Raw genomic sequence first — 20,944 nt, 5'->3', positions numbered from 1 at the left:
CAATGCGCAAGCACCTCTTTTCAGCAGGTCTGGCCCTGCTCGTGGCGGCGACGTCGCTTTCGATCACCGCCTACGCGCCTCCGGCCCAGGCCAGTGAAATCAAGTACATCGTCAACGATGTGCCGATTACCAGCTTCGACATCCAGCGCCGTGCGGCTTTCCTCAAGCTGCAGAAGCGCAAAGGCGATGCCGGCCAGGAAATGATTGAGCAGACACTGCGCGTCGCCGAGATGAAGCGGCTCAACATCCGCATCTCGGACAAGCAGGTCGATGACGCCTATGCGCGCTTCGCCGGTTCCAACAAGCTCAAGCCCGCGCAGATGGACCAGATCCTGGGCCAGGCCGGCGTGACCTCAAGCCACTTCAAGGACTACATCCGCGCCCAGATGGGCTGGAACCAGGCGCTCGGTGCCCGCTTCCGCTCGGCTGACGGCGGTGGTGGCATGTCGTCCGAGCAGGACGCCGTACGCCGCATGCTCCAGCAGGGCGGCGCCAAGCCGAGCGCCACCGAATACATGCTGCAGCAGGTGATCTTCGTTGTCCCCGCCTCCGAGCGTGGGACGATCGGCAAGCGCAAGCGCGAGGCAGATGCCATGCGCGGCCGCTTCAATGGCTGCGAACAGACGCGTGAATTTGCCAAGGGACTGCTCGACGTCACCGTCCGCGACCTTGGCCGGGTCATCGCCCCGCAGTTGCCGCCCGAATGGGCAGACGAGATCAAGAAGCTCAAGGTCGGAGGCGCGACACCAGTGCGCGAAACCGATCGTGGCGTCGAGTTCATCGGCGTCTGCAGCTCGCGCGAAGTCTCCGACGACAAGGTCGCCCAGATGGTCTTCCAGGCCGAGGGTGCAGGCAAGCAGGGCGACGCAAAGGCCGAAGAGCTCAACAAGAAGTACATCGAAGAGCTGCGGGCCAAGGCTCGCATCGTCACCCGCTAGGCCGTGGCTGCCCATAGGCTGCCTCTGGCGCTGACGTCAGGCGATCCATCAGGCATTGGCCCCGAAATCGCTGTCGCCGCCTGGCGGCAGCGCGACGCGGCCGGCGTGCCGCCCTTCTATTTGCTCGCCGACCCGAAGCTGATTGCCGCGCGCGTGCGCGCCCTGGGTGTCGACATAGCCATCGTCGAGACCGATCCCACTGGTGTAGCGGCCGCATTCGCAAATGCCCTCCCGGTGGTTCCGTTGGCAGCAGTGCTTGTCAACACGCCGGGCCAGCCTGACAAGCGCAACGCCGCCGGCATCATCGAGGCCATCGATCGCGCCGTGGCCGACACATTCGAAGGTCGTGCGGCAGCCGTCGTCACCTGCCCGATTGCCAAGAAGCCGCTCTACGACGCCGGCTTCCGCTTTCCCGGCCACACCGAATATCTCGCCCATCTGGCGACCGCCAGGACCGGCGTCGACACTGTACCAGTGATGATGCTGGCCGGGCCTGAGTTGCGCGCCGTGCCGGTTACTATTCACATTGCGCTATCAGAGGTGCCGAAGGCGCTGACGACAGCAGCCATCGTTGAGACCGTACGCATTACGGCGCATGACCTGCGCACCCGCTTCGGCATTGTGAAGCCGCGCATAGCCGTCTCTGGCCTCAATCCGCATGCCGGCGAAGGCGGAGCCATGGGCCAAGAGGATGAACGCGTCATCCGCCCTGCCGTCGAGGCGCTCAAGGCGGAAGGCATCGAGGCTTTCGGCCCCCTGCCCGCCGACACCATGTTCCACGCCCGGGCGCGTGCCGGCTACGACGCAGCCATCTGCATGTATCACGACCAGGCACTGATCCCGGCCAAGGCACTCGCCTTTGACGAGACGGTCAACGTCACGCTCGGCCTACCCTTCGTGCGAACCTCGCCCGACCACGGCACCGCATTCGACATCGCCGGCAAGGGCATCGCCCGGCCCGACAGCCTGATCGCCGCACTGAAGCTGGCGCGGCAACTTTCAGACATCGAGGCGAAGCCGGCATGAGTAACACAACCAGCATCGATGGCCTGCCGCCGCTTCGCGACGTCATCGAACGCCATGGCCTCCAGGCCAAGAAGGCGCTTGGCCAGAATTTCCTTCTCGACCTCAACCTCACCGGCAAGGTGGCGCGTGCTGCCGGCGACCTCACCGGCGTCACCGTCATCGAGGTCGGACCGGGCCCCGGCGGCTTGACCCGAGCATTGCTGATGCATGGCGCGAAAAAGGTCATTGCCATCGAGCGCGACGAGCGCTGCCTCGCCGCCCTCGCAGAGGTTTCCGACCACTATCCGGGCCGGCTCGAGGTCGTGTCGGGCGATGCGCTGAAGACCGATTTCGCAACCCTCGCCGGCGGCGAACCAACCAAGATCGTCGCCAACCTGCCTTACAACATCGGCACCGAATTGCTGGTCCGCTGGCTGACCGTGGAGGCCTGGCCGCCGTTCTACCAGTCGCTGACGCTGATGTTCCAGCGCGAGGTTGCCGAACGCATCGTGGCGAAGCCGGCGAGTTCCGCCTTTGGCCGGCTCGGCGTACTCGCTGGATGGCGCACCGATGCGCGCATCGCCTTCGACGTGCCGCCGCAGGCCTTCACGCCGCCGCCCAAGGTCACGTCGTCGGTCATCCACTTGGAGCCGCGCAGGGAGCCGCTGGCGGCCGATGTGAAGGTGCTTGGCCGTGTCACCGAAGCCGCCTTCGGCCAGCGCCGCAAGATGCTGCGCCAGAGCCTGAAAAGCATGGGCGGCGAAAAGCTGCTGGAGGCAGTCGGCATCGACCCGACGCGCCGCGCCGAAACGCTCAGCGTCGAGGAATTCGTCGCGCTGGCAAAAGCCGTCTGAACTTCCTTCTCCTCCAAGGGGGAGAAGGTGGAACCTCAGATCTTCTCGTCGAGCAGTTTCGATACGAAGTCGAACAGGCCCGGCCGGCGGTCGCGGCGCAGGCGTTCGGCGGCGACGATCGCGCGGACTTCGGCAAAAGCGCGGTTGAGGTCTTCGTTGATCACGACATAGTCGTATTCACCCCAGTGCTCGATCTCGTCGCGGGCATTCTTGAGCCGCGTCTCGATCACCGCGTCCTGGTCCTCGGCGCGACGCTTGAGACGGGCCTTCAGTTCGCCCATCGAGGGCGGCAGGATGAAGATCGAGACGATGTCGCCACGCATCTTTTCCTTGAGCTGCTTGGCGCCCTGCCAGTCGATGTCAAACAGCATGTCGCGGCCCTGAGACATTGCCAACTCGACCGGCTCGCGTGGCGTCGCGTAGAAATTGCCGTGAACCTCGGCCCATTCGAGCAACGCGTCGTTGTCGCGAAGAAGTTCGAACTCGCGCTTGCTGGTGAAGTGATAGTGGGCGCCGTCGATCTCGCTGCCACGGCGCGGACGGGTAGTGACGCTCACCGACAGCTTCAGCTCCGGATCGGTTTCGATCAGGTTGCGCGAAATCGTCGACTTGCCTGCGCCCGAAGGCGACGACAATACCAGCATCAAGCCGCGACGCTTGATGGCTATTGATGGGGTCTCGGCGCTCATGCGCTACTCCAGATTCTGAACTTGCTCGCGGAACTGATCGACGACGGCCTTCAGTTCCAGCCCGACGGCGGTCACTGCGGCGGCATTCGACTTCGAACACAGAGTATTCGATTCGCGGTTGAATTCCTGCGCCAGAAAATCGAGCTTCCGGCCAATTGCACCACCGCCCGCAAGCAAGGCGCGCCCCGAAGCGATATGGGTCTTCAGCCGGTCGATCTCCTCGCGGATATCGGCTTTGGTGGCCAGGAACGCCGCTTCCATGTTGAGCCGCGTCTCGTCGAGCGCCGGCGATGCCTCAAGCAGCAGGCGCACCTGTTCGGCGAGGCGCTGGCGGATCTGCGCCGGCTCGCGCGACGGATCGGCTTCGGCTTGCAGGGTCAGCGTCTCTATGGTCGCGATGTGATCCGACAGCAACGACCGCAGTGCCTCGCCCTCGGCCTTGCGCGCCTCGACAAGACCAGCCAGCCCGGCTTCCAGGCCGTTCATGATCACCACGTCGATCGCCGCCCGCTGCTCCTCGGTCTCGACAGCCTCGGGCACGTCGAACACGCCGCGCAGCGCAAGCAGGCCGTCGGCGCTGGCGGGAGCTGCGCCATATTGCTTGACCAGGCGCGTGGCGAGTTCGGCCACGTCGCGCAGGAACACTTCATTGATCACCGGCTGCACCATAGCGCCGGCGGTGCGGCTGACGGTCAGCGTCGCTTGCACGTTGCCGCGCGAAAAGCGCTTCTGGATGGCTTGCCTGACGCCAGGCTCGAGCCGCTCGAACCCTTGCGGCAGGCGCAGGCGCACGTCGACGCTCTTGCCGTTGACCGACTTCACCTCCCAGGCGATCGCCGTCCCGTCGTGCTCGGTGGCTACGCGGGCGAAGCCTGTCATGCTCTGCAGGTTCATCTGGCAGCGCGTCCCTGTTTGCAGCGTGCCCTGCACCCGTCGGGGGCAAGGCGAGGCTTGTTCTTACTTCTTGACGGCGTTGGTTGTGGCTGCGTCTTTCTTGGCCGGATCGGCTTCGCCTGCCGCCTTCTCGTCCTCAACGACCTTGCGCTGGAAGGCGCGCCAGCGGGCAACGTTTTCGTTGTGCTCGTCCAGCGTCTCGGCAAAGACGTGCCCGCCCGAACCGTCGGCAACGAAGTAGAGGTCCTTAGTCTTCGACGGGTTGGCCACGGCCTCCAGCGAAGCCTTGCCCGGATTGGCGATCGGCGTCGGCGGCAGGCCCTTGATCGTGTAGGTATTGTAGGGCGTCGGCTTGTCGATGTCGGATCGATAGATAGGCCGGTCGGCTGGTTTACCCTTGCCGCCGAAGATGCCGTAGATGATCGTCGGATCGGACTGCAGCCGCATACCCTTGTTGAGGCGGTTGATGAAAACGGCCGCGACGCGCGAGCGCTCGTCGCCGCGCGCGGTTTCTTTCTCGACGATCGAGGCCAGCGTCACGAACTCGTTGACGTCGGCCAGCGGCAGGTCGGGCGAGCGCCGGGCCCAGATGGTCTCGACCAGATCCTTCTGATCGGCCAGCATCTTGTTGACGATCTGCTGCCTGGTCAGGCCGCGGGTGAAACGTTGCGTGTCGGCGGCAAGCGCACCCTCAGCAGGCATCTCCGCCGGCATGTCGCCGCTCAGCGCTTCCTGCTCGGCGATGCGTTTCCACGCCTGCTCGACAGTCAGTCCCTCCGGGATCGTCAGCGAATACTGCACCGACTTGCCGCTCTTCAGCAGTTCCATGATCTCGTGCATTGAAGCACCAGCCTGGATCTCATATTCGCCGGCCTTGAGCGCGCCGTCATTGCCGTAGGCGCGCACGCCCATGCGGAAGATGCGCGCGTCGCTGATCAGGCCGCGCCGCTCGAGCTGGTCGGCAATGTCCTGCACGCCAGTGCTCGGCTTGACGAGGAAGGTCGCCGGTACCGTCGAAGGGCCTGCGCCGCCAAACTCCTGCTTGCCGAAATAGAGGGCTGCGCCGCCGGCGAGGATAACCAGCACCGCCGTCGACATCATGAAGTTCATGAACACGACGATCTGGTTGCGCGACGCGCGCGAACGCTTGGAGGGCGGCGGCGTACCGGCTTCGGGCCGCAACGCTTCCTGCGCGGTCTTTGGAACGATTGGATTGGCCGGTGCGGCGCGCGGCGCGCCTTCTCCCTGACCTGGCGTATTGATGCTCATCTTGCCTCGCCTTTGCGTCGAATCCCCGCCGGGAGACTAGGCTTGAATGTGGCAAAAATCACGGCAAAGGGCCCTCAACGGGCCCCTTCCCACAACCTATCAGCCGTTGAAGCGCTGGAATACCAGCGAGGCGTTGGTGCCGCCAAAGCCGAAGGAGTTCGACAGGGCGACGTCGACCTGCCGGTTGCGCGGCTTGTTCGGCACCAGATCGATGGCCGTCTCGCGCTCGGGATTGTCGAGGTTGATCGTCGCCGGCACGATGTTGTCGCGGATGGCGAGGATCGAGAAGATTGCCTCGGCAGCACCGGCAGCACCCAAGAGGTGGCCTATCGACGACTTGGTCGACGACATCGACACCTTGGAGGCGGCGCTGCCGACGAGACGCTCGACAGCGCCGAGCTCGATCGTATCGGCCATGGTCGAGGTGCCATGGGCGTTGATGTAGTCGATGTCGGCAGGCGTCAGATTGGCGCGCTTGAGGGCGGCCGTCATGCAGCGGAACGCGCCATCGCCATCCTCGGCGGGTGCCGTGATGTGATGGGCGTCACCGGTCAGGCCATAGCCGACGACTTCGGCGTAGATCTTGGCGCCGCGTGCCTTGGCGTGCTCGAGTTCTTCGAGAACGACAACGCCGGCACCCTCGCCCATGACGAAACCATCGCGGTCGCGGTCATAAGGGCGCGAAGCCTTTTCCGGCTCGTCGTTGCGGTCGGTCGATAGCGCCTTGCAGGCAGCAAAGCCGGCAAGCGAAAGACGCGTCACAGGTGCTTCGGCACCGCCGGCCAGCATCACGTCGGCATCGCCGAACATGATCAGGCGGGCAGCGTCGCCGATGGCATGCGCGCCGGTCGAGCAGGCGGTGACCACGGCATGGTTCGGGCCCTTGAGCCCGTGCCGGATCGAAACCTGTCCGGAAACCAGATTGATGATCTGGCCCGGAATGAAGAAGGGGCTGATGCGGCGTGGGCCGCGTTCTTTCAGGATCAGGGCGTTTTCAGCGATGCCGTCTATGCCGCCGATGCCCGAGCCGATCATGACGCCGGTCGCGTACTGCTCTTCCGGTGTCTTGGGCTGCCAGCCCGAATCCTTCAATGCCTCGTCGGCTGCCGCGATCCCATACAGGATGAAGTCGCCGATCTTGCGCAGTTCCTTGGGCTCAAGGAACGCTTCGGGATTGAAGCTATTGTCGCTGCCGTCACCCCTGGGGATGACGTTGGCAATCTTGCAGGGGAGATCTTCGACCTCGAACTCCGAGATGCGCCTTGCGGCGCTACGGCCGGAAAGAAGTTCTTTCCAGCCGTGCTCGTAGCCCATGCCGAACGGTGAAAGCAGGCCAAGGCCTGTGACGACCACACGCCTCATCGCGGGCATCCCTGACAATTCGCGATCGCTCAGGCCGAAGCCTTGTCGATGTACTTCACGGCGTCGCCAACGGTGAGGATGGTCTCGGCCGCGTCATCGGGGATCTCGACGCCGAATTCTTCTTCGAAAGCCATGACGAGCTCGACCGTGTCGAGGCTGTCCGCGCCCAGGTCGTCGATGAAGCTCGCAGCTTCCGTCACCTTGTCGGCGTCAACGCCAAGATGTTCAATGACGATCTTCTTGACGCGCTCTGCGGTGTCACTCATGTGGGCATCCTCAGTCTGGTGTTGTTAGGTCTTCGTTAGCGGGCGGATTGCCGCTAATCAAGCTGTAATCTGCGCTTTCCCAAGCGCTCGGGTGGCGGTCCGGTGTCGGCCCGGCCACCTGATGGAGCGCGGCAATACACGAAAAATTCACCGCGTCCAAGGCAAAAGGCCCGGTTATCCCGGCCAATCGGCCCAATCAGATCATCGCCATGCCACCATTGACGTGAATTGTCTGGCCAGTGACGTAGGCGGCTTCATCCGAAGCGAGATAGGCGACAGCCGAGGCAACTTCCTTGCCGGTGCCCATGCGCTTGGCAGGGATCGCGGCCATGATCGCCTCTTTCTGCTTGTCGTTGAGCTTCTCGGTCATCGCCGATTCGATGAAGCCTGGCGCCACGCAGTTGACGGTGATGTTGCGGGTGGCGATCTCCTGGGCCAGCGACTTCGAGAAGCCGATCATGCCGGCCTTGGAGGCGCAATAGTTGGTCTGGCCGGGGTTGCCGGTGACGCCGACGACCGAGGTGATGTTGATGATACGGCCATGGCGGCGGCGCATCATCGGGTGAGTAAGCTCGCGCGTCAGGCGGAACATCGCCGTCAGGTTGATCTCGATGACCTGATCCCAGTCGGCATCCGACATGCGCACGAACAGGCCATCCTTGGTGATGCCGGCATTGTTGACCAGAATGTCGACGCCTTCGAGATCGGCCTCGGCCTTTTGGCCCAGCGCCTTGACCTCGTCGCGGTCCGCAAGATTGCCCGGGAACAGCTTGACCCGATCGCCGAGCTCATTGGCGAGGGCCTCGAGCTTTTCGATGCGGGTGCCGTGCAAACCGACGATGGCGCCCTGCTTGTGCAGGATGCGGGCGATTTCTTCGCCGATGCCGCCGGATGCACCGGTAACGAGTGCCTTGCGGCCGGTCAGATCGAGCATTTTGCTACCTTCCTTGAAGAGCGCACCCTTCACGCGGGTGGGGTCGTTTGAATTGCTCAGGCGAGCGCGGCGATTGCCGCGTCGACGTCCGCCGGATTGTTGACCGCAGCCGTCGCGATCTCCTTGTTGATGCGGCGGGCGAGGCCCGACAGCACCTTGCCGGCGCCTACTTCATAAAGCGTGGTCACGCCATTGTTGCCGAACCACTCGACGGTCTCGGCCCAGCGGACGCGGCCAGTCACCTGCTCGACGAGGCGGGCGGCGATCTCTTCAGGGGCGGTGATCGGCTTTACCGTGACGTTGGCAACGACAGGCACGATCGGGACGTTCTTCTTTACGCCCGCCAGCGCCTCACGCATCTTCTCGGCGGCAGGCGCCATCAGCGCCGAATGGAAGGGAGCGGAGACCTGCAGCATCAGCGCGCGCTTGGCGCCCTTTGCGGTGCAAAGTGCCGCGGCGCGTTCGACGGCCGCCTTCTCGCCGGAAATGACCAGCTGGCCACCGCCATTGTCGTTGGCGATCTGGCAGACCGAACCTTGTGCGGCCTCGGCACATGCGGCGTCGACATCAGCCTGTTCGAGGCCGATGATCGCAGCCATGGCGCCCTGGCCTGCCGGCACTGCGGCCTGCATGGCATTGCCGCGGATGCGCAGCAGGCGCGCTGCATCGGCGACCGAGACAAAGCCAGCGGCAGCAAGAGCGGAATATTCACCGAGGGAATGGCCAGCGACGTAAGAGACCTTGTCCTTGAGCGACAGGCCACGCGATTCCAGCGCGCGGAAGGCAGCCATCGACACCGCCATCAGCGCCGGCTGCGCGTTGGCCGTCAGCGTCAGCGTCTCTTCAGGCCCTTCCCAGATCAGTTTGGACAGCTTTTCACCCAGCGCATCGTCGACTTCCTCGAACACGCGGCGTGCCTCCGGAAAGGCATCGGCCAGTTCCTTGCCCATGCCGACGGCCTGGCTGCCCTGCCCGGGAAAAGTGAATGCAATGGCCATGTTGGTCTCCTGGCTGCTTGCCGCATCGGCCCAAACCGGAATCGGTATCAGGGGGCGCGATGCGCAGACTTATCACGTGGAGCGCCTCTTGCACCTTCGGGAACAAGCAGCGCGCCATATCGTTGTGCCTCTGGCGCAATGGATACCGCGAAGTCAAGCCTTGAGGCCTTTGGGACCCGTTTGGGGCAAATAATCACAGAGAATTAACGCGAAACACGTTTTGTTTGCCCCGTCCTTCTCAATTTTGCCATATGCGCTAGGTTTTCGATGACAGTTTCGTGACGGTTGCGTGACGCGGCTGTCCAGCGTTCGAGGAAGTTGAGTTGGCAAAGCTGTTCGCGACAGGCAAGCCCGTCGCACACGACGAGGAAAACGAGGCTGAAGTACTCGGCCGGCGTGCCTATGCCCTGGGGGTCCTGCGCTCGGTGATGATCACGCTCGCCGTCTCGGCGGTCCTGGTCTTCGCCATCGAATTCGTAGCGCGCGGCTCGTTCGTCGACACCCTCAACTTTTTCCAGCAGCCATTCAAGCCGAGCTGGACCACGGTTGCCCTGTTTGCATTGCTGATCATCGGCTTCGACGCATTGCTTGGCCGGCCCTACAACGGCCTTTTGATCGTCGCGCCTGTGGCGCTGATGCTCGCCTTCGTTGGCCACCAGAAGTCGCTTTATCTCGGCGATCCGCTCTACCCGACCGATTTCCTCTATGCCCGCCAGATCGTCGAGCTGATGCCGCTGCTCGTCCGCGAGCGGCCACTCGCCGGCATCGGCATCGTCGTTGGCCTCATTGCCGGCGTCTCGCTGCTGGTGCTCGCCTGGCGCTACTGGCGCCGCCGCATGCCGGCGCTGTCGTTCTGGGCGCGCATGTCGCGCCTCGCCATCGCCATTCCAGCACTCGCCTTCTTCGTCTCGATCATGGACTACGCGACCTTTTCGTGGACGCGCGACCGCCTGCAGATCATCCCGATGATGTGGGACCAGAAGGAAAACTACGCCTCGAACGGCTTTGCCATCGCCTTTGCGCTCAACGTGCCGATGGCCAAGGTCAAGGCGCCGCAAGGCTATTCCGACAAGGCCATCGACGCCATCGCCAAGCCCGAGCTAGCGGCCGCAGCGCTACCTGAAGAAAAGCCAGACGTCATTATCGTGATGAGCGAGTCCTTCTGGGATCCGACGCGGCTGCCTGGCGTCAAGATCACGCCCGACCCGATCCAGAACGTGCGGGCGTCGCAGTCCGGCCACGTATTCTCGCCGGAGTTCGGCGGCATGACCGCCAATGTCGAGTTCGAGGCGCTGACCGGTTTTTCTAATGCCTTCCTGCCGGCTGGCTCGATCCCCTACCAGCAGTATGTCCGCGCGCCGGTGCCATCACTCGCCACCTTCTTCAAGAGCGAGGGTTACGAGACCAAGGCCATCCACCCTTTCGGCGGCTGGTTCTGGAACCGCGCGCTCGTCTACAAGGACTTTGGCTTCGACACCTTCCTGTCGGAAGAAAACCTGCCGCCGCTGGAAAAGCGCGGGCCCTTGGTTTCCGACGCTGCACTGACGGAAGAGATCATCCGCCAGGCCGATGCGACCGAGCATCCGTTCTTCTTCTTTGCAGTCTCGCTGCAGAGCCACGGCCCCTACGAGCCGAACCGCTACTCCGACACGACCCACAAAGTTGATGCAGCGACCTCGCCTTGGGTGCGCGATTCGATCCTGACCTATTCCGAAGGCGCTTCCGACGCGGACCGTGGCCTGAAACGCCTGATGGACTGGGCCAGCAAGCGCGAGCGCCCGACCGTGATCGCCTTTTTCGGCGACCACCTGCCGCCGCTCGGTCCGGTTTATGTCGAGACGGGCTTCATGAAAGAGCCGGTGGCCAAGCGCAAGGCGCCAATCGACGAGATGCTGGCGCAACACGAGACGCCGCTGGTCGTGTGGTCGAACCGCACTGGTGCCGCGCGCGACATCGGCTCGATCAGCCCGGCCTTCCTGCCACTGCATGTGCTTGAGACCGCAGGCATCAGCCACCCCTACTACACCGACTTCCTCGGCAACCTGCATGACCGCTACAGGGTCGTCGACCGCAACATGCTGATGCCGCGGCAGGGCGAGTCGGTGTTCGACTGGTCGCGCCAGAAGGAACTCGACCCGGCGATCCGCGATTTCCGCTGGCTGCAATACGACATGATGTTCGGCAAGCGCCGCGGCGCCAAGGGCTTCTTCCCCGAGACCGTCGACAAGGTCGTCGCCAACCGCACGCGCTCGCCGCTGTTCCTCCGCGACGAGGCCTTTGGCTGAGCCAAAAATCGGCCGGAAAAGGCCGGTTTTCCTGAGATTCTGGGCCCTACCCCTTGCCTTGGCGGCGCTTAGCATGTAGACGCCCGCCATCTGCCGGTCCCAGCTGGGGGCTGAACGGAGGGCCGGAGGCTTCCCTGGAAGTCGCCGTGTGAAGCGAAAACGCTTCCGCCTCCCGTGTCTCCGCTCTCGACCGTCTCGTCGTGCTCCTTTCTTCCCCTGAGGAGGCCGTAAGGCCCTCGAAGGGTCAGGGAAGTCGCAGAGGCTCTAGCCGCCGGGACCGGAAGATGGAAACGAAGAAAGGCAAAAACTATGGCTCTTTATGAACATGTGTTTCTTGCCCGCCAGGACCTCTCGCAGCAGCAGGTCGATGCACTTGTCGAACACTACAAGGGCATCATCACTGCAGCTGGTGGATCGGTTGGCCGGGTTGAGAACTGGGGACTGAAGTCCCTTACCTACCGCGTTAACAAGAACCGCAAGGCGTACTACACGCTTATGGACATCACCGCTCCGTCGGCTGCCGTCAAGGAAGTCGAGCGCCAGCAGGGCCTGTCCGAAGACGTTCTGCGCTTCCTGACCATCAAGGTCGATGCGCATGAAGAAGGCGTCTCCGCCATGATGCAGAAGCGCGAAGAGCGCTCCGAGCGTGGCGAACGCGGTGGCTTCGGCGACCGTCCGCGCAGCTTCGGCGACCGCGACCGTGGTGATCGTGGCCCGCGCAGCTTCGGCGACCGCGATGGCGGTGGTGACCGTGGCCCGCGCCGTCCGCGCGAAGGTGTTGAAGGGGGTGCAGAATAATGGTCGACATCAATCAGATCCCGACCCGTCGTCCCTTCCATCGCCGCCGCAAGACCTGCCCGTTCTCCGGCGCCAACGCTCCGAAGATCGACTACAAGGACGTGCGTCTGCTGCAGCGCTACATTTCCGAGCGCGGCAAGATCGTTCCTTCGCGCATCACCGCCGTCAGCCAGAAGAAGCAGCGTGAACTCGCCCAGGCGATCAAGCGCGCCCGCTTCCTTGGCCTGCTGCCTTACGTGGTGAAGTGATATTCGTTCCGGCCCGGCGGCATCCGCCCCGGGCCGGAATATCTCCCCCCGCGACGGGCGCGGTCGGGTGAGCCTCAAATCCCGGGTTGGATTTCTGCGGAGATCCTAACTGCCGCGACAGGCAGGACAGCGAAACCGGCGCTCGGCGCCAAGATTGCTTCCTTGCCCGTTGAACCCAATTTGCTGCCTTTGCAGCCAACGAAAGGACAAGGACAATGGACGTCATTCTTCTCGAACGTATTGCCCGCCTCGGCCAGATGGGCGACATCGTCAAGGTCAAGGACGGCTTTGGCCGTAACTTCCTGCTGCCCAAGGGCAAGGCGCTCCGCGCCAACGAAGCCAACAAGAAGAAGTTCGAAGGCCAGCGCGCTCAGCTCGAAGCCCGCAACCTCGAGCGCAAGTCGGAAGCACAGCAGGTCGCCGACCAGCTCGACGGCAAGTCGTTTGTCATCGTGCGTTCGGCTGGTGAAACCGGCCAGCTCTACGGTTCGGTCTCGACTCGCGACATCGCCGATCTGCTGATCGCCGAAGGCTTCACGGTTGCCCGCAATCAGGTCGAGCTCAACCAGCCGATCAAGAACATCGGTCTGACCAACGTGGCGATCGCGCTGCACGCCGAAGTCGAAGTCACCATCACGCTGAACATCGCGCGCACGGCCGACGAAGCCGAGCGTCAGTCGAAGGGCGAGACGCTGACGACCGCAGAAGCCATCTACGGCGACGACATCAACGAAAACGCCCGTCCGGACAGCTTCTTTGATCCGAACGAAGACGGCGAAGGCGACGAGGGCTGATCTAGGCCCCCGTCCCAAACTAGTTTTCTGGACCAAGCCCGGATGGCAACATCCGGGCTTTTTTTGTGCCAGGCGTGGAACTTGGCAGCGTCGCTCCTATCTTCAAGATCGGACTACACGACTGACCTTTTCGCGAGCACGCCATGAATATGTTGTTGCAACGCATCGTCGGGAAGCTTGTGCGCACCGGCAGCCTGACAGTCACCGGCCCCAATGGGCGGTCGCATCGTTTCGGCGATGACACAGGCGATCCAGTACATCTCCTGATCAAGACACGACGCGCTGAAAGCGCGATCACTCTGGATCCGATGTTCGCTTTGCCCGAGGCCTATATGGACGGCGATCTCGACATCGTCGAAGGCGACGTGCTCGGTCTGATGCGGGTGGTGTTCCAGAACCTCGGCAACGGCAGCATCGACACCGCCTGGACCAAGGCACTCGACAATCTGCGGCTTGCCTTCCGCCGCTTCCAGCAGGTCAACACCGCCGCCCGCGCCAAGCGCAATGTGCAGCGCCACTACGACCTGTCGGGCGATCTCTACCGGCTCTTCCTCGACACCGACATGCAGTATTCCTGCGCCTATTTCGCCGATCCCGACATGACGCTGGAAGAAGCACAGATCGCCAAGAAAGCGCATATTGCCGCCAAGATGCGGCTGCGGCCGGGCCAGTCGGTGCTCGACATCGGATCCGGCTGGGGTGGGCTCGGGCTCTATCTCGCCCGTACCTTCGAGGCCCAGGTGCTCGGCGTGACGCTATCGACCGAGCAGCACGCGGTCGCCACAGAACGGGCTCAGGCCGAGGGGCTTGAAAACCAGGTTCATTTCGAGATCCGGGACTATCGCGACCTCGTGGAACGTTTCGACCGCATCGTCTCGGTCGGCATGTTCGAGCATGTCGGCGTCAACCACTATCGCACCTTCTTCGACAATGTCGCCAAGCGGCTCAAGCCCGATGGCGTGATGGTGCTGCATTCGATCGGCCGCGCCGGTCCGCCGGCCTCGACAAGCGCCTTCATCCGCAAGCACATCTTCCCCGGCGGCTACATTCCCGCTTTGTCCGAAGTGCTGCCGGCGGTCGAGAAGTCGGGACTGATGGTCACCGACGTCGAGATCTTACGGCTGCACTACGCCGACACGCTGAGGCACTGGAGCCTGCGTTTCCAAGCCAATCGCGACAAGGCCAAGGCGATCTATGACGAGCGCTTCTGCCGCATGTGGGAGTTTTATCTCGCGGCATCCGAGGCTGCTTTCCGCTGGCAGGACCTGATGGTCTTCCAGATCCAGCTCACCCACCGCAACGACACGCTGCCATTGACCCGCGACTATATCGGCAAGTGCGAAAAGGCGCTCGCCATGCACGAGATGGCGCACCGCCAGACCGAGCTTGCCGCCGCCGCCGAACCTGCTGGCAAGTCCAGCCGCCGCAGGAAGGTTGCCGACAACGAATAGCGTCGCGACAGGCAAACGTCGGGCCTTGCGCCTGATGCGCCTGCCGTAGGAAAAAGCCCGTCTCCACGAGCCGGGCTTTTTTCATGACCTATGCCATCTACGCCACTGCTGCCCTTGCCGAGATTGCCGGCTGCTTTGCCTTCTGGGCGTGGTGGCGGCTCGAGAAATCGCCGCTCTGGCTCTTGCCTGGTGTCGTCTCGCTCGTCGCCTTCGCCTGGCTTCTGGCGCTGGTAGAAGCCAACGCCGCCGGCCGCGCCTATGCCGCCTATGGCGGGATCTACATCGCGGCGTCGCTGTGCTGGCTATGGCTCGCCGAAGGCATCCGCCCCGACCGCTGGGACCTGATCGGTGCCACCATCTGTATTCTCGGCGCCTCGATCATCCTGCTCGCGCCAAGGAGCGCGTGAGTTGCCCCTGCCCCCCTTGGCCTGGTCACCATTTGACCTGCAGGCCGACATTGCCTTCGAAGAAGCGGCTGCGCTCCCCGCCAAGATTGAAGGTGTAATCGACCACAGCAAAGGCGCTGACCTTGTCGGTGAAGGCATGGGTTATGCCAGCGCCGAGTTCGAGCCTCGTTCCGCCTGTCTCGACCCGGATCGCGTCGCTGTCGAAATAGGTGACGTCCTCGCCGTCGAAGCCGTGCCAGAGATTGGCCTTGAGATAAGGCTTGAGCTGGCCAGACGCGGTATCGAAGGTGCCCTGCAGGCGCGCGCCGATGCGTCCGGTGACACCACGCCCCTCGTCGAAATGGACACCCGACAAGGTGTCGTTGGCGTCATCGAAGGAGACATCCTGCCAGATGATCTGAGCCTGCGGCTCGAGTGTCCAGCTCTGGCTCAAGGCGATCGGGACGCCCGCTTCCAGCGAGGCAGTCACCACGCGCCCGTCAGCGTCGATGCCGATGGAGCGGTCCGAGCTGGCATCGCCACCGAACCATGTTCCCATCAGCACGGCATCGAGATACCAGCCGTCGGGTCCGACATGGGTGTAGTAGCCGCCGACGCTGTAGGCATCGAGATCGAGTTTGCCGGCGGCGAGATCGGCCTCGCCCTGGACCGCGCCACGGACATCGGCATTGAGACTGGCGTAGCCGAGGAACAGGCCGGCGACATTGCGCCCTCCCGTCTCGGTCTCTCCGCGCCAGAAATCCAGGCCGGCCTGGAGGCCCAGTGTCGTGCTGTCGGCCGAAGGCGACACCGTTCCCGACCAGTTCTGCTTGGCGCTGGAGCCGAAAACCCGTCCCCATGTCGTCGAAAAATCATCGCCGGCGGCAAAGAATCCCTGCTCGCCCCGGCGCTCGTGGAAAGTGCCAAGCGTCGCCATCGCGACGTCGCGGGCCATCAGCGGCATCACCGAATAGACAGCCGTTTCAGGCCGGATCAGCGGAATGCCCGGCTCCGCTGGATCGACCGGATTGACCAGCTCCGAGCGCAGATACCAGTTCTCGCCAAGCCCTGCGGCGTCGCCTCGAAACAGCAAGTACTCGTAGGCGCCATAGGCCACAGGGCTGGCAAGCGTGAAGGCGCCAGCATCGGTCGTGCCGCCTGATGTCGTTTCGACGACCAGGATACCGTCGGCATTGGTCTGCTGGCCGGTGCCGCCGAAATTGACCACGACAATGCCGGTCGAACCGCTGGCGTTGCCACCTTCAATGACCAGCTTGTCGGACGGCGCGCCATCGCCTGAAACAACCGTGTCGAGCCGGAGATAACCGCCGGCGCCGAGATAGTTGCCGACGATGGTGAAGGTGCCGGCAGCACTTGCCACGCCATTGGTCAAGTCAACGGTGCCGGCATTGGTCACTGTCACCGCGTTGCCTGAAGTGACGGCGCGCACGGAGGCATTGACGCCTGCGCCGGCAAGCAGCGTGCTCGACGCGTCGATGCTCAAGCTGCCGGTGTTCGACAGCGCGTCGCCAAGCACTAAGTCACCATCTAGGCTGAATTCGGAGCCTTGGTTGAGGTTGACGGTTTCCCAGTTCACATAGCGCGCGACAGTCGACGAGCTGGTGCCCTCGAACGTCAGCGTGTCGACGCTGCTGGCGCTCGTCCCGCCATTGATGACCTGGCCTGCCGCAAAGCTCGCCTCGGTCAGGTCGCGCAGAAGCGCCGTATCCTGACCAGTGCCCATGATGACATTGCCGCCGATCGAGCCGCCGCCCAACCAGCGGAAGGTATTGTTGCCATTGCCAAGGTCGATGAACGTACCAATCGACGCAGTGCCGGACACTTCCAGCAGATCATTGCCCTGGACCGCCTCAATAGAAGTATCGATCGTGCCTCCCGACATCCGCATCTGGTTGTTGGCCTGCTCCAGATCCACATTGCCGATGCGCCCGCCGGTCATGGTGACGAAATCGCCGGCGAAAAACTCGCCGATAATGCGGCCGCCGCTGATCGTTGCGGTATCAAGGGCGCTGCCCTGATTGAGCGAGTTGATGACGCCACCGGTCATAATGAACACATCGGCGCCGCCGCCCTGGTTGACCGCGCCGTCAATCGTGCCGCCGTAAATTTCGACGCGATCGACAAAATTTCCGAACACGACGTCACCGGTGATGGCTCCCGTACCACCTCCCGGCATGGTCAGCGTGTTGGTGCCGTCGGTGTCGGTCAGCCCTCCACTCGCCCCGCTGTCGCAGACATAAATGCTGTTACCGGCGGTCGGCGTCAGGTCGCAGGCGGCAAAGCCGGCCTGCGTCGAACCCAACAAAACCATGGCGGTCGATGCCAGCCAGCCGATCCGAGCCGGTGCAGGGCGAAGAATGTGCATGTTGCCTCCTCAAGCAGATGAGGCAATGCCGCTAAAGCGCGCAATCGCCCCCGGGGACCCTCGGAACATATGCATCGCCATGTGCCGCATCGCGATGAACAGGCCGTTGGAAAGTCAAGGATCACCGAATACTCAAGTAAAATCAACAAGCCAATGTATACAAATTGCCCCTCTATTGTGCTGGACACCTTCTTGGTAAATTCGCGGTCTGGCCAAATTTTCCCGTTTTGTTCCTATCTGTATGCAGTTAGAATCGTTGCGATTCGCGTCAACCGGTTTCGTCATCGCGCCTTCCGTCCCTGTGGACGAGTGTGAATAGTGGGCGACAATTGAATTGACGGTGGGCGGCCAGTTGCCCGGCTGTTACTGCAGGTGCTCGGCAACGGATTGGGGACGACATTGGCAGAGGCAGCGCGCAAGTTCGAAGTGGCGGAAGCGACCCCGCTCTATCGGGAAGCCCCCAACAACATCGAGGCCGAGCAGGCCCTGCTCGGCGCCATGCTGGTCAATAATGACGCCTTCTATCGCGTCTCCGACTTCCTCAAGTCGACCCATTTCTACGAGCCGCTGCACCGCAAGATCTTCGAGGTTTCCTCCGAGCTCATCCGCATGGGCAAGATGGCGAACCCTGTGACCCTCAAGACCTTCCTGCCCGCCGACGAGAAGGTCGGCGACATGACGGTCATGCAATATCTCGTCGCCCTTGCCGCCAACGCCGTTACCGTCATCAACGCATCCGACTATGGCCGCGCCGTCTACGATCTTGCAACTCGCCGCGCGCTGATCACCGTCGGCGAGGACATGGTCAACATTGCTTATGACGCCCCGGTCGACATGTCACCGGGCGAGCAGATCGAGGATGCCGAGAGGCGCCTGTTCGAGCTCGCCGAGACCGGCCGCTACGATGGCGGCTTTGAAAGCTTCTCCGACGCGGTCAAGACCGCCATCGACATGGCCAGCGCGGCCTACATGCGCGACGGCCATCTCTCCGGCGTCGCCTCCGGGCTGCTGGACCTCGACAACCGCATGGGCGGCCTGCAGTCCTCCGACTTGATCGTGCTCGCCGGCCGCCCCGGCATGGGCAAGACCTCGCTCGTTACCAACATCGCCTTCAACGTCGCCCACGCCTATGTCCCGGCCCAGCAGGCCGATGGCTCGTTCAAGGCCGAAAACGGCGGCGTCGTCGGCTTCTTCTCGCTCGAAATGTCGTCTGAGCAGCTCGCCACCCGTATCATTTCCGAGCAGGCCGAGGTGCCCTCGTCCAAGATCCGCCGTGGCGATCTCACCGAGGCCGATTTCGAAAAGCTGGTCAGCTGCACCCAGACGCTGCAGAAGATCCCGCTGTTCATCGATTCGACCGGTGGTATCTCCATCGCCCAGCTTGCAGCACGCGCCCGCCGTCTCAAGCGCCAGCGCGGCCTCGACCTCATCATCATCGACTATATCCAGCTGATGCAGGGATCTTCGGCCAAGGCCTCGCAGAACCGCGTCCAGGAAATCACCGAGATCACCACCGGCCTCAAGGCACTGGCCAAGGAACTCAACGTGCCGATCATCGCGCTGTCGCAGCTGTCGCGACAGGTCGAAAGCCGCGACGACAAGCGCCCACAGCTCTCCGATCTTCGTGAATCGGGCTCGATCGAGCAGGACGCCGACGTGGTGATCTTTGTGTATCGCGAGGAATACTACCTCAAGAACAAGGAGCCGAAGCCCGGCACCGACGAGTACCTGCAGTGGGAAGCCAACATGAACGACGTGCGCGGCAAGGCTGAAGTCATCGTCGCCAAGCAGCGTCACGGCCCCACCGGCACCGTCAGCCTCGGCTTCCAGGGTGAATTCACCCGCTTCTTCGACCTCGCACCCGAGCATCATCTGCCCGACAGGTTCGGAGAAGAGTAGGCTTTGTCCAACGCTTCGCTTCTTCGCGACCTTTCCCCACCAGCATTGCAGGGCTTCCGGCATGGCTAAAGCCCGCGTTCAATTCATCTGCCAGAATTGCGGTTCAGCGCATCAGCGCTGGGCCGGCAAGTGCGATTCCTGCGGCGAGTGGAACACGCTCGTCGAAGAAGGCACGTCAGGCGGCATCGGCTCCGGCCCCGGCTCGCTCAAGAGCGCGCGCAAGGGCCGCCCCGTTACCCTTACCTCGCTCGACGGCGACATCGAAGATGCACCGCGCATCGTCTCGGGCATCGGCGAACTCGACCGGGCCACCGGCGGCGGCTTCGTGCGCGGCTCGGCGCTGTTAATCGGCGGCGATCCCGGCATTGGCAAATCGACGCTTTTGACCCAGGCAGCGGCAGCACTCGCATCGCGCGGCCACCGCGTCGTCTACGTCTCGGGCGAAGAAGCGGTGGCCCAGATCCGGCTGCGCGCACAGCGCCTCGGCGTCGCCTCCTCGCCGGTCGAACTCGCCGCCGAGACCAATGTCGAAGACATCCTGGCCACCATCGCCGAGGGCAAGCGGCCCGACCTTGTCATCATCGATTCGATCCAGACGTTGTGGACCGACCTCGCCGATTCGGCACCGGGCACGGTGACCCAGGTGCGCGCGGCATCCCAGGCGATGATCCGCTACGCCAAGTCGACAGGTGCTGCCGTCGTGCTTGTCGGTCACGTCACCAAGGAGGGCCAGATCGCCGGTCCCCGTGTCGTCGAGCACATGGTCGACGGCGTGCTCTATTTCGAGGGCGAAGGCGGCCATCATTTCCGCATCCTGCGCACCGTCAAGAACCGCTTCGGCCCGACCGACGAGATCGGTGTCTTCGAAATGTCCGACAAGGGCCTGCGTGAGGTCGCCAACCCGTCCGAGCTGTTTTTGGGCGAGCGCCACGCCAAGGCGCCGGGGGCTGCGGTCTTCGCCGCGATCGAAGGCACGCGGCCGGTGCTGGTCGAAATCCAGGCGCTCGTTGCTGCCTCGACGCTGGGTACGCCGCGCCGCGCCGTCGTCGGCTGGGATTCTTCGCGCCTGTCGATGATCCTCGCCGTGCTCGAAGCCCATTGCGGCGTGCGCTTCGGCCAGCATGACGTCTATCTCAACGTCGCCGGCGGTTACCGCATCTCCGAGCCGGCCGCAGATCTCGCTGTGGCTTCCGCACTGGTTTCATCGCTCACCGGCCTTGCCCTGCCCGCTGATTGCGTCTATTTCGGCGAAATCAGCCTTTCAGGCGCCGTAAGGCCGGTTGCGCATGCGCAGCAGCGCCTTAAAGAGGCCGAAAAGTTGGGCTTCGGAAGGGCAGTGCTGCCCTCCGGCAGTGGGGAGCTCGCAGGTGGAATCGGAGCCGGATCGTTCCAGCCGACCGCACTCGCGGATCTGGTGGCGCGGATAGCCGGCTCAAGGCGAAGCCGCGCGGAAGAGACGGACTGAAACCGTCGCCATGGAGTGAGTGG

Annotated in this window: 19 protein-coding genes; 11 read left to right on the top strand and 8 right to left on the bottom strand. The window is 63.4% G+C overall.

The window, feature by feature from the left end:
- The first annotated feature begins 2 nt into the window (after window positions 1-2).
- The 3 genes from IHE39_RS02900 to rsmA are packed head-to-tail and all read left to right on the top strand — an operon-like array spanning window position 3 to window position 2,797.
- On the top strand, window positions 3-938 hold the full coding sequence (locus IHE39_RS02900) for a peptidylprolyl isomerase (protein WP_192565444.1): 936 nt from the start codon (window positions 3-5) through the stop codon (window positions 936-938).
- A 3-nt stretch (window positions 939-941) separates the two neighbouring features.
- A complete protein-coding gene (pdxA, locus tag IHE39_RS02895; protein ID WP_192565443.1) occupies window positions 942-1,964 on the top strand; it encodes a 4-hydroxythreonine-4-phosphate dehydrogenase PdxA in 1,023 nt (340 codons plus the stop codon).
- Window positions 1,961-2,797 (top strand): 16S rRNA (adenine(1518)-N(6)/adenine(1519)-N(6))-dimethyltransferase RsmA, encoded by an 837-nt coding sequence (gene rsmA / locus IHE39_RS02890; protein ID WP_192565442.1) that lies wholly within the window; start codon window positions 1,961-1,963, stop codon window positions 2,795-2,797. The genes pdxA and rsmA overlap by 4 nt, the downstream gene beginning before the upstream one ends.
- Window positions 2,798-2,832: 35 nt before the next feature.
- Here rsmA and gmk read toward each other — a convergent pair whose 3' ends face one another.
- The 7 genes from gmk to fabD all read right to left on the bottom strand — a co-directional run bounded on the left by gmk (window position 2,833) and on the right by fabD (window position 9,209).
- Complete coding sequence (gene gmk, locus IHE39_RS02885) at window positions 2,833-3,486, bottom strand: guanylate kinase (RefSeq protein ID WP_192565441.1); 654 nt, start codon at window positions 3,484-3,486, stop codon at window positions 2,833-2,835.
- Window positions 3,487-3,489: 3 nt separating this feature from the next.
- Window positions 3,490-4,380 (bottom strand): YicC/YloC family endoribonuclease, encoded by an 891-nt coding sequence (locus tag IHE39_RS02880; protein ID WP_192565440.1) that lies wholly within the window; start codon window positions 4,378-4,380, stop codon window positions 3,490-3,492.
- Between the two features lie 63 nt (window positions 4,381-4,443).
- The gene (gene mltG, locus IHE39_RS02875; protein ID WP_192565439.1) at window positions 4,444-5,649 is read right to left on the bottom strand and encodes an endolytic transglycosylase MltG; all 1,206 of its coding nucleotides are present in this window, start codon (window positions 5,647-5,649) and stop codon (window positions 4,444-4,446) included.
- A gap of 99 nt (window positions 5,650-5,748) precedes the next feature.
- Window positions 5,749-7,011: a beta-ketoacyl-ACP synthase II gene (fabF, locus tag IHE39_RS02870; RefSeq protein ID WP_192565438.1), complete on the bottom strand. Its 1,263-nt coding sequence runs from the start codon at window positions 7,009-7,011 to the stop codon at window positions 5,749-5,751.
- A gap of 29 nt (window positions 7,012-7,040) precedes the next feature.
- On the bottom strand, window positions 7,041-7,277 hold the full coding sequence (locus tag IHE39_RS02865) for an acyl carrier protein (protein ID WP_055978681.1): 237 nt from the start codon (window positions 7,275-7,277) through the stop codon (window positions 7,041-7,043).
- A gap of 196 nt (window positions 7,278-7,473) precedes the next feature.
- Window positions 7,474-8,211, bottom strand: coding sequence for a 3-oxoacyl-[acyl-carrier-protein] reductase (gene fabG, locus IHE39_RS02860; RefSeq protein WP_192565437.1), 738 nt, complete (start codon window positions 8,209-8,211; stop codon window positions 7,474-7,476).
- A 56-nt stretch (window positions 8,212-8,267) separates the two neighbouring features.
- Window positions 8,268-9,209 carry an ACP S-malonyltransferase gene (fabD, locus tag IHE39_RS02855; protein ID WP_192565436.1) on the bottom strand — a complete coding sequence of 314 codons (942 nt, stop codon included), beginning with the start codon at window positions 9,207-9,209 and terminating at the stop codon, window positions 8,268-8,270.
- A 428-nt stretch (window positions 9,210-9,637) separates the two neighbouring features.
- Here fabD and IHE39_RS02850 point away from each other — a divergent pair, with 428 nt between their 5' ends.
- The 6 genes from IHE39_RS02850 (at window position 9,638) to IHE39_RS02825 (ending at window position 15,192) form a co-directional block, all read left to right on the top strand.
- On the top strand, window positions 9,638-11,494 hold the full coding sequence (locus IHE39_RS02850) for an LTA synthase family protein (RefSeq protein WP_192566030.1): 1,857 nt from the start codon (window positions 9,638-9,640) through the stop codon (window positions 11,492-11,494).
- 309 nt (window positions 11,495-11,803) lie between these two features.
- Window positions 11,804-12,292 carry a 30S ribosomal protein S6 gene (rpsF, locus tag IHE39_RS02845; protein WP_184773813.1) on the top strand — a complete coding sequence of 163 codons (489 nt, stop codon included), beginning with the start codon at window positions 11,804-11,806 and terminating at the stop codon, window positions 12,290-12,292.
- On the top strand, window positions 12,292-12,540 hold the full coding sequence (gene rpsR / locus IHE39_RS02840; protein WP_018427106.1) for a 30S ribosomal protein S18: 249 nt from the start codon (window positions 12,292-12,294) through the stop codon (window positions 12,538-12,540). The genes rpsF and rpsR overlap by 1 nt, the downstream gene beginning before the upstream one ends.
- 215 nt (window positions 12,541-12,755) lie before the next feature.
- A complete protein-coding gene (rplI, locus tag IHE39_RS02835; RefSeq protein WP_184773816.1) occupies window positions 12,756-13,334 on the top strand; it encodes a 50S ribosomal protein L9 in 579 nt (192 codons plus the stop codon).
- A gap of 143 nt (window positions 13,335-13,477) precedes the next feature.
- Entirely contained in the window at window positions 13,478-14,785 is a 1,308-nt protein-coding gene (locus IHE39_RS02830; RefSeq protein WP_192565435.1) for a cyclopropane fatty acid synthase, read from the top strand.
- Window positions 14,786-14,868: 83 nt separating this feature from the next.
- Entirely contained in the window at window positions 14,869-15,192 is a 324-nt protein-coding gene (locus IHE39_RS02825; protein WP_192565434.1) for a YnfA family protein, read from the top strand.
- A gap of 25 nt (window positions 15,193-15,217) precedes the next feature.
- Here IHE39_RS02825 and IHE39_RS02820 read toward each other — a convergent pair whose 3' ends face one another.
- On the bottom strand, window positions 15,218-17,557 hold the full coding sequence (locus tag IHE39_RS02820; protein ID WP_192565433.1) for an autotransporter family protein: 2,340 nt from the start codon (window positions 17,555-17,557) through the stop codon (window positions 15,218-15,220).
- A 399-nt stretch (window positions 17,558-17,956) separates the two neighbouring features.
- Between IHE39_RS02820 and IHE39_RS02815 the strand changes: the two genes are divergently transcribed.
- Complete coding sequence (locus tag IHE39_RS02815) at window positions 17,957-19,456, top strand: replicative DNA helicase (protein WP_184773824.1); 1,500 nt, start codon at window positions 17,957-17,959, stop codon at window positions 19,454-19,456.
- A 61-nt stretch (window positions 19,457-19,517) separates the two neighbouring features.
- Entirely contained in the window at window positions 19,518-20,921 is a 1,404-nt protein-coding gene (radA, locus tag IHE39_RS02810; protein ID WP_184773826.1) for a DNA repair protein RadA, read from the top strand.
- Window positions 20,922-20,944: the final 23 nt, after the last annotated feature.

It is taken from the genome of Aminobacter carboxidus (assembly GCF_014863355.1).
Lineage (GTDB): Bacteria > Pseudomonadota > Alphaproteobacteria > Rhizobiales > Rhizobiaceae > Aminobacter > Aminobacter carboxidus.
The sequence above is the reverse complement of the archived record's forward strand: the minus strand, read 5'-3'. Positions and strand labels throughout refer to the sequence as shown.

Bases quoted from the DNA above. Each gene is read 5' to 3' on its own strand.
- IHE39_RS02900 (WP_192565444.1), top strand. From the start codon at position 3: ATGCGCAAGCACCTCTTTTCAGCAGGTCTGGCCCTGCTCGTGGCGGCG.
- rsmA (WP_192565442.1), top strand. From the start codon at position 1,961: ATGAGTAACACAACCAGCATCGATGGCCTGCCGCCGCTTCGCGACGTC.
- gmk (WP_192565441.1), bottom strand. From the start codon at position 3,486: ATGAGCGCCGAGACCCCATCAATAGCCATCAAGCGTCGCGGCTTGATG.
- IHE39_RS02880 (WP_192565440.1), bottom strand. From the start codon at position 4,380: ATGAACCTGCAGAGCATGACAGGCTTCGCCCGCGTAGCCACCGAGCAC.
- mltG (WP_192565439.1), bottom strand. From the start codon at position 5,649: ATGAGCATCAATACGCCAGGTCAGGGAGAAGGCGCGCCGCGCGCCGCA.
- fabF (WP_192565438.1), bottom strand. From the start codon at position 7,011: ATGAGGCGTGTGGTCGTCACAGGCCTTGGCCTGCTTTCACCGTTCGGC.
- IHE39_RS02865 (WP_055978681.1), bottom strand. From the start codon at position 7,277: ATGAGTGACACCGCAGAGCGCGTCAAGAAGATCGTCATTGAACATCTT.
- fabG (WP_192565437.1), bottom strand. From the start codon at position 8,211: ATGCTCGATCTGACCGGCCGCAAGGCACTCGTTACCGGTGCATCCGGC.
- fabD (WP_192565436.1), bottom strand. From the start codon at position 9,209: ATGGCCATTGCATTCACTTTTCCCGGGCAGGGCAGCCAGGCCGTCGGC.
- IHE39_RS02850 (WP_192566030.1), top strand. From the start codon at position 9,638: ATGATCACGCTCGCCGTCTCGGCGGTCCTGGTCTTCGCCATCGAATTC.
- rpsF (WP_184773813.1), top strand. From the start codon at position 11,804: ATGGCTCTTTATGAACATGTGTTTCTTGCCCGCCAGGACCTCTCGCAG.
- rpsR (WP_018427106.1), top strand. From the start codon at position 12,292: ATGGTCGACATCAATCAGATCCCGACCCGTCGTCCCTTCCATCGCCGC.
- rplI (WP_184773816.1), top strand. From the start codon at position 12,756: ATGGACGTCATTCTTCTCGAACGTATTGCCCGCCTCGGCCAGATGGGC.
- IHE39_RS02830 (WP_192565435.1), top strand. From the start codon at position 13,478: ATGAATATGTTGTTGCAACGCATCGTCGGGAAGCTTGTGCGCACCGGC.
- IHE39_RS02825 (WP_192565434.1), top strand. From the start codon at position 14,869: ATGACCTATGCCATCTACGCCACTGCTGCCCTTGCCGAGATTGCCGGC.
- IHE39_RS02820 (WP_192565433.1), bottom strand. From the start codon at position 17,557: ATGCACATTCTTCGCCCTGCACCGGCTCGGATCGGCTGGCTGGCATCG.
- radA (WP_184773826.1), top strand. From the start codon at position 19,518: ATGGCTAAAGCCCGCGTTCAATTCATCTGCCAGAATTGCGGTTCAGCG.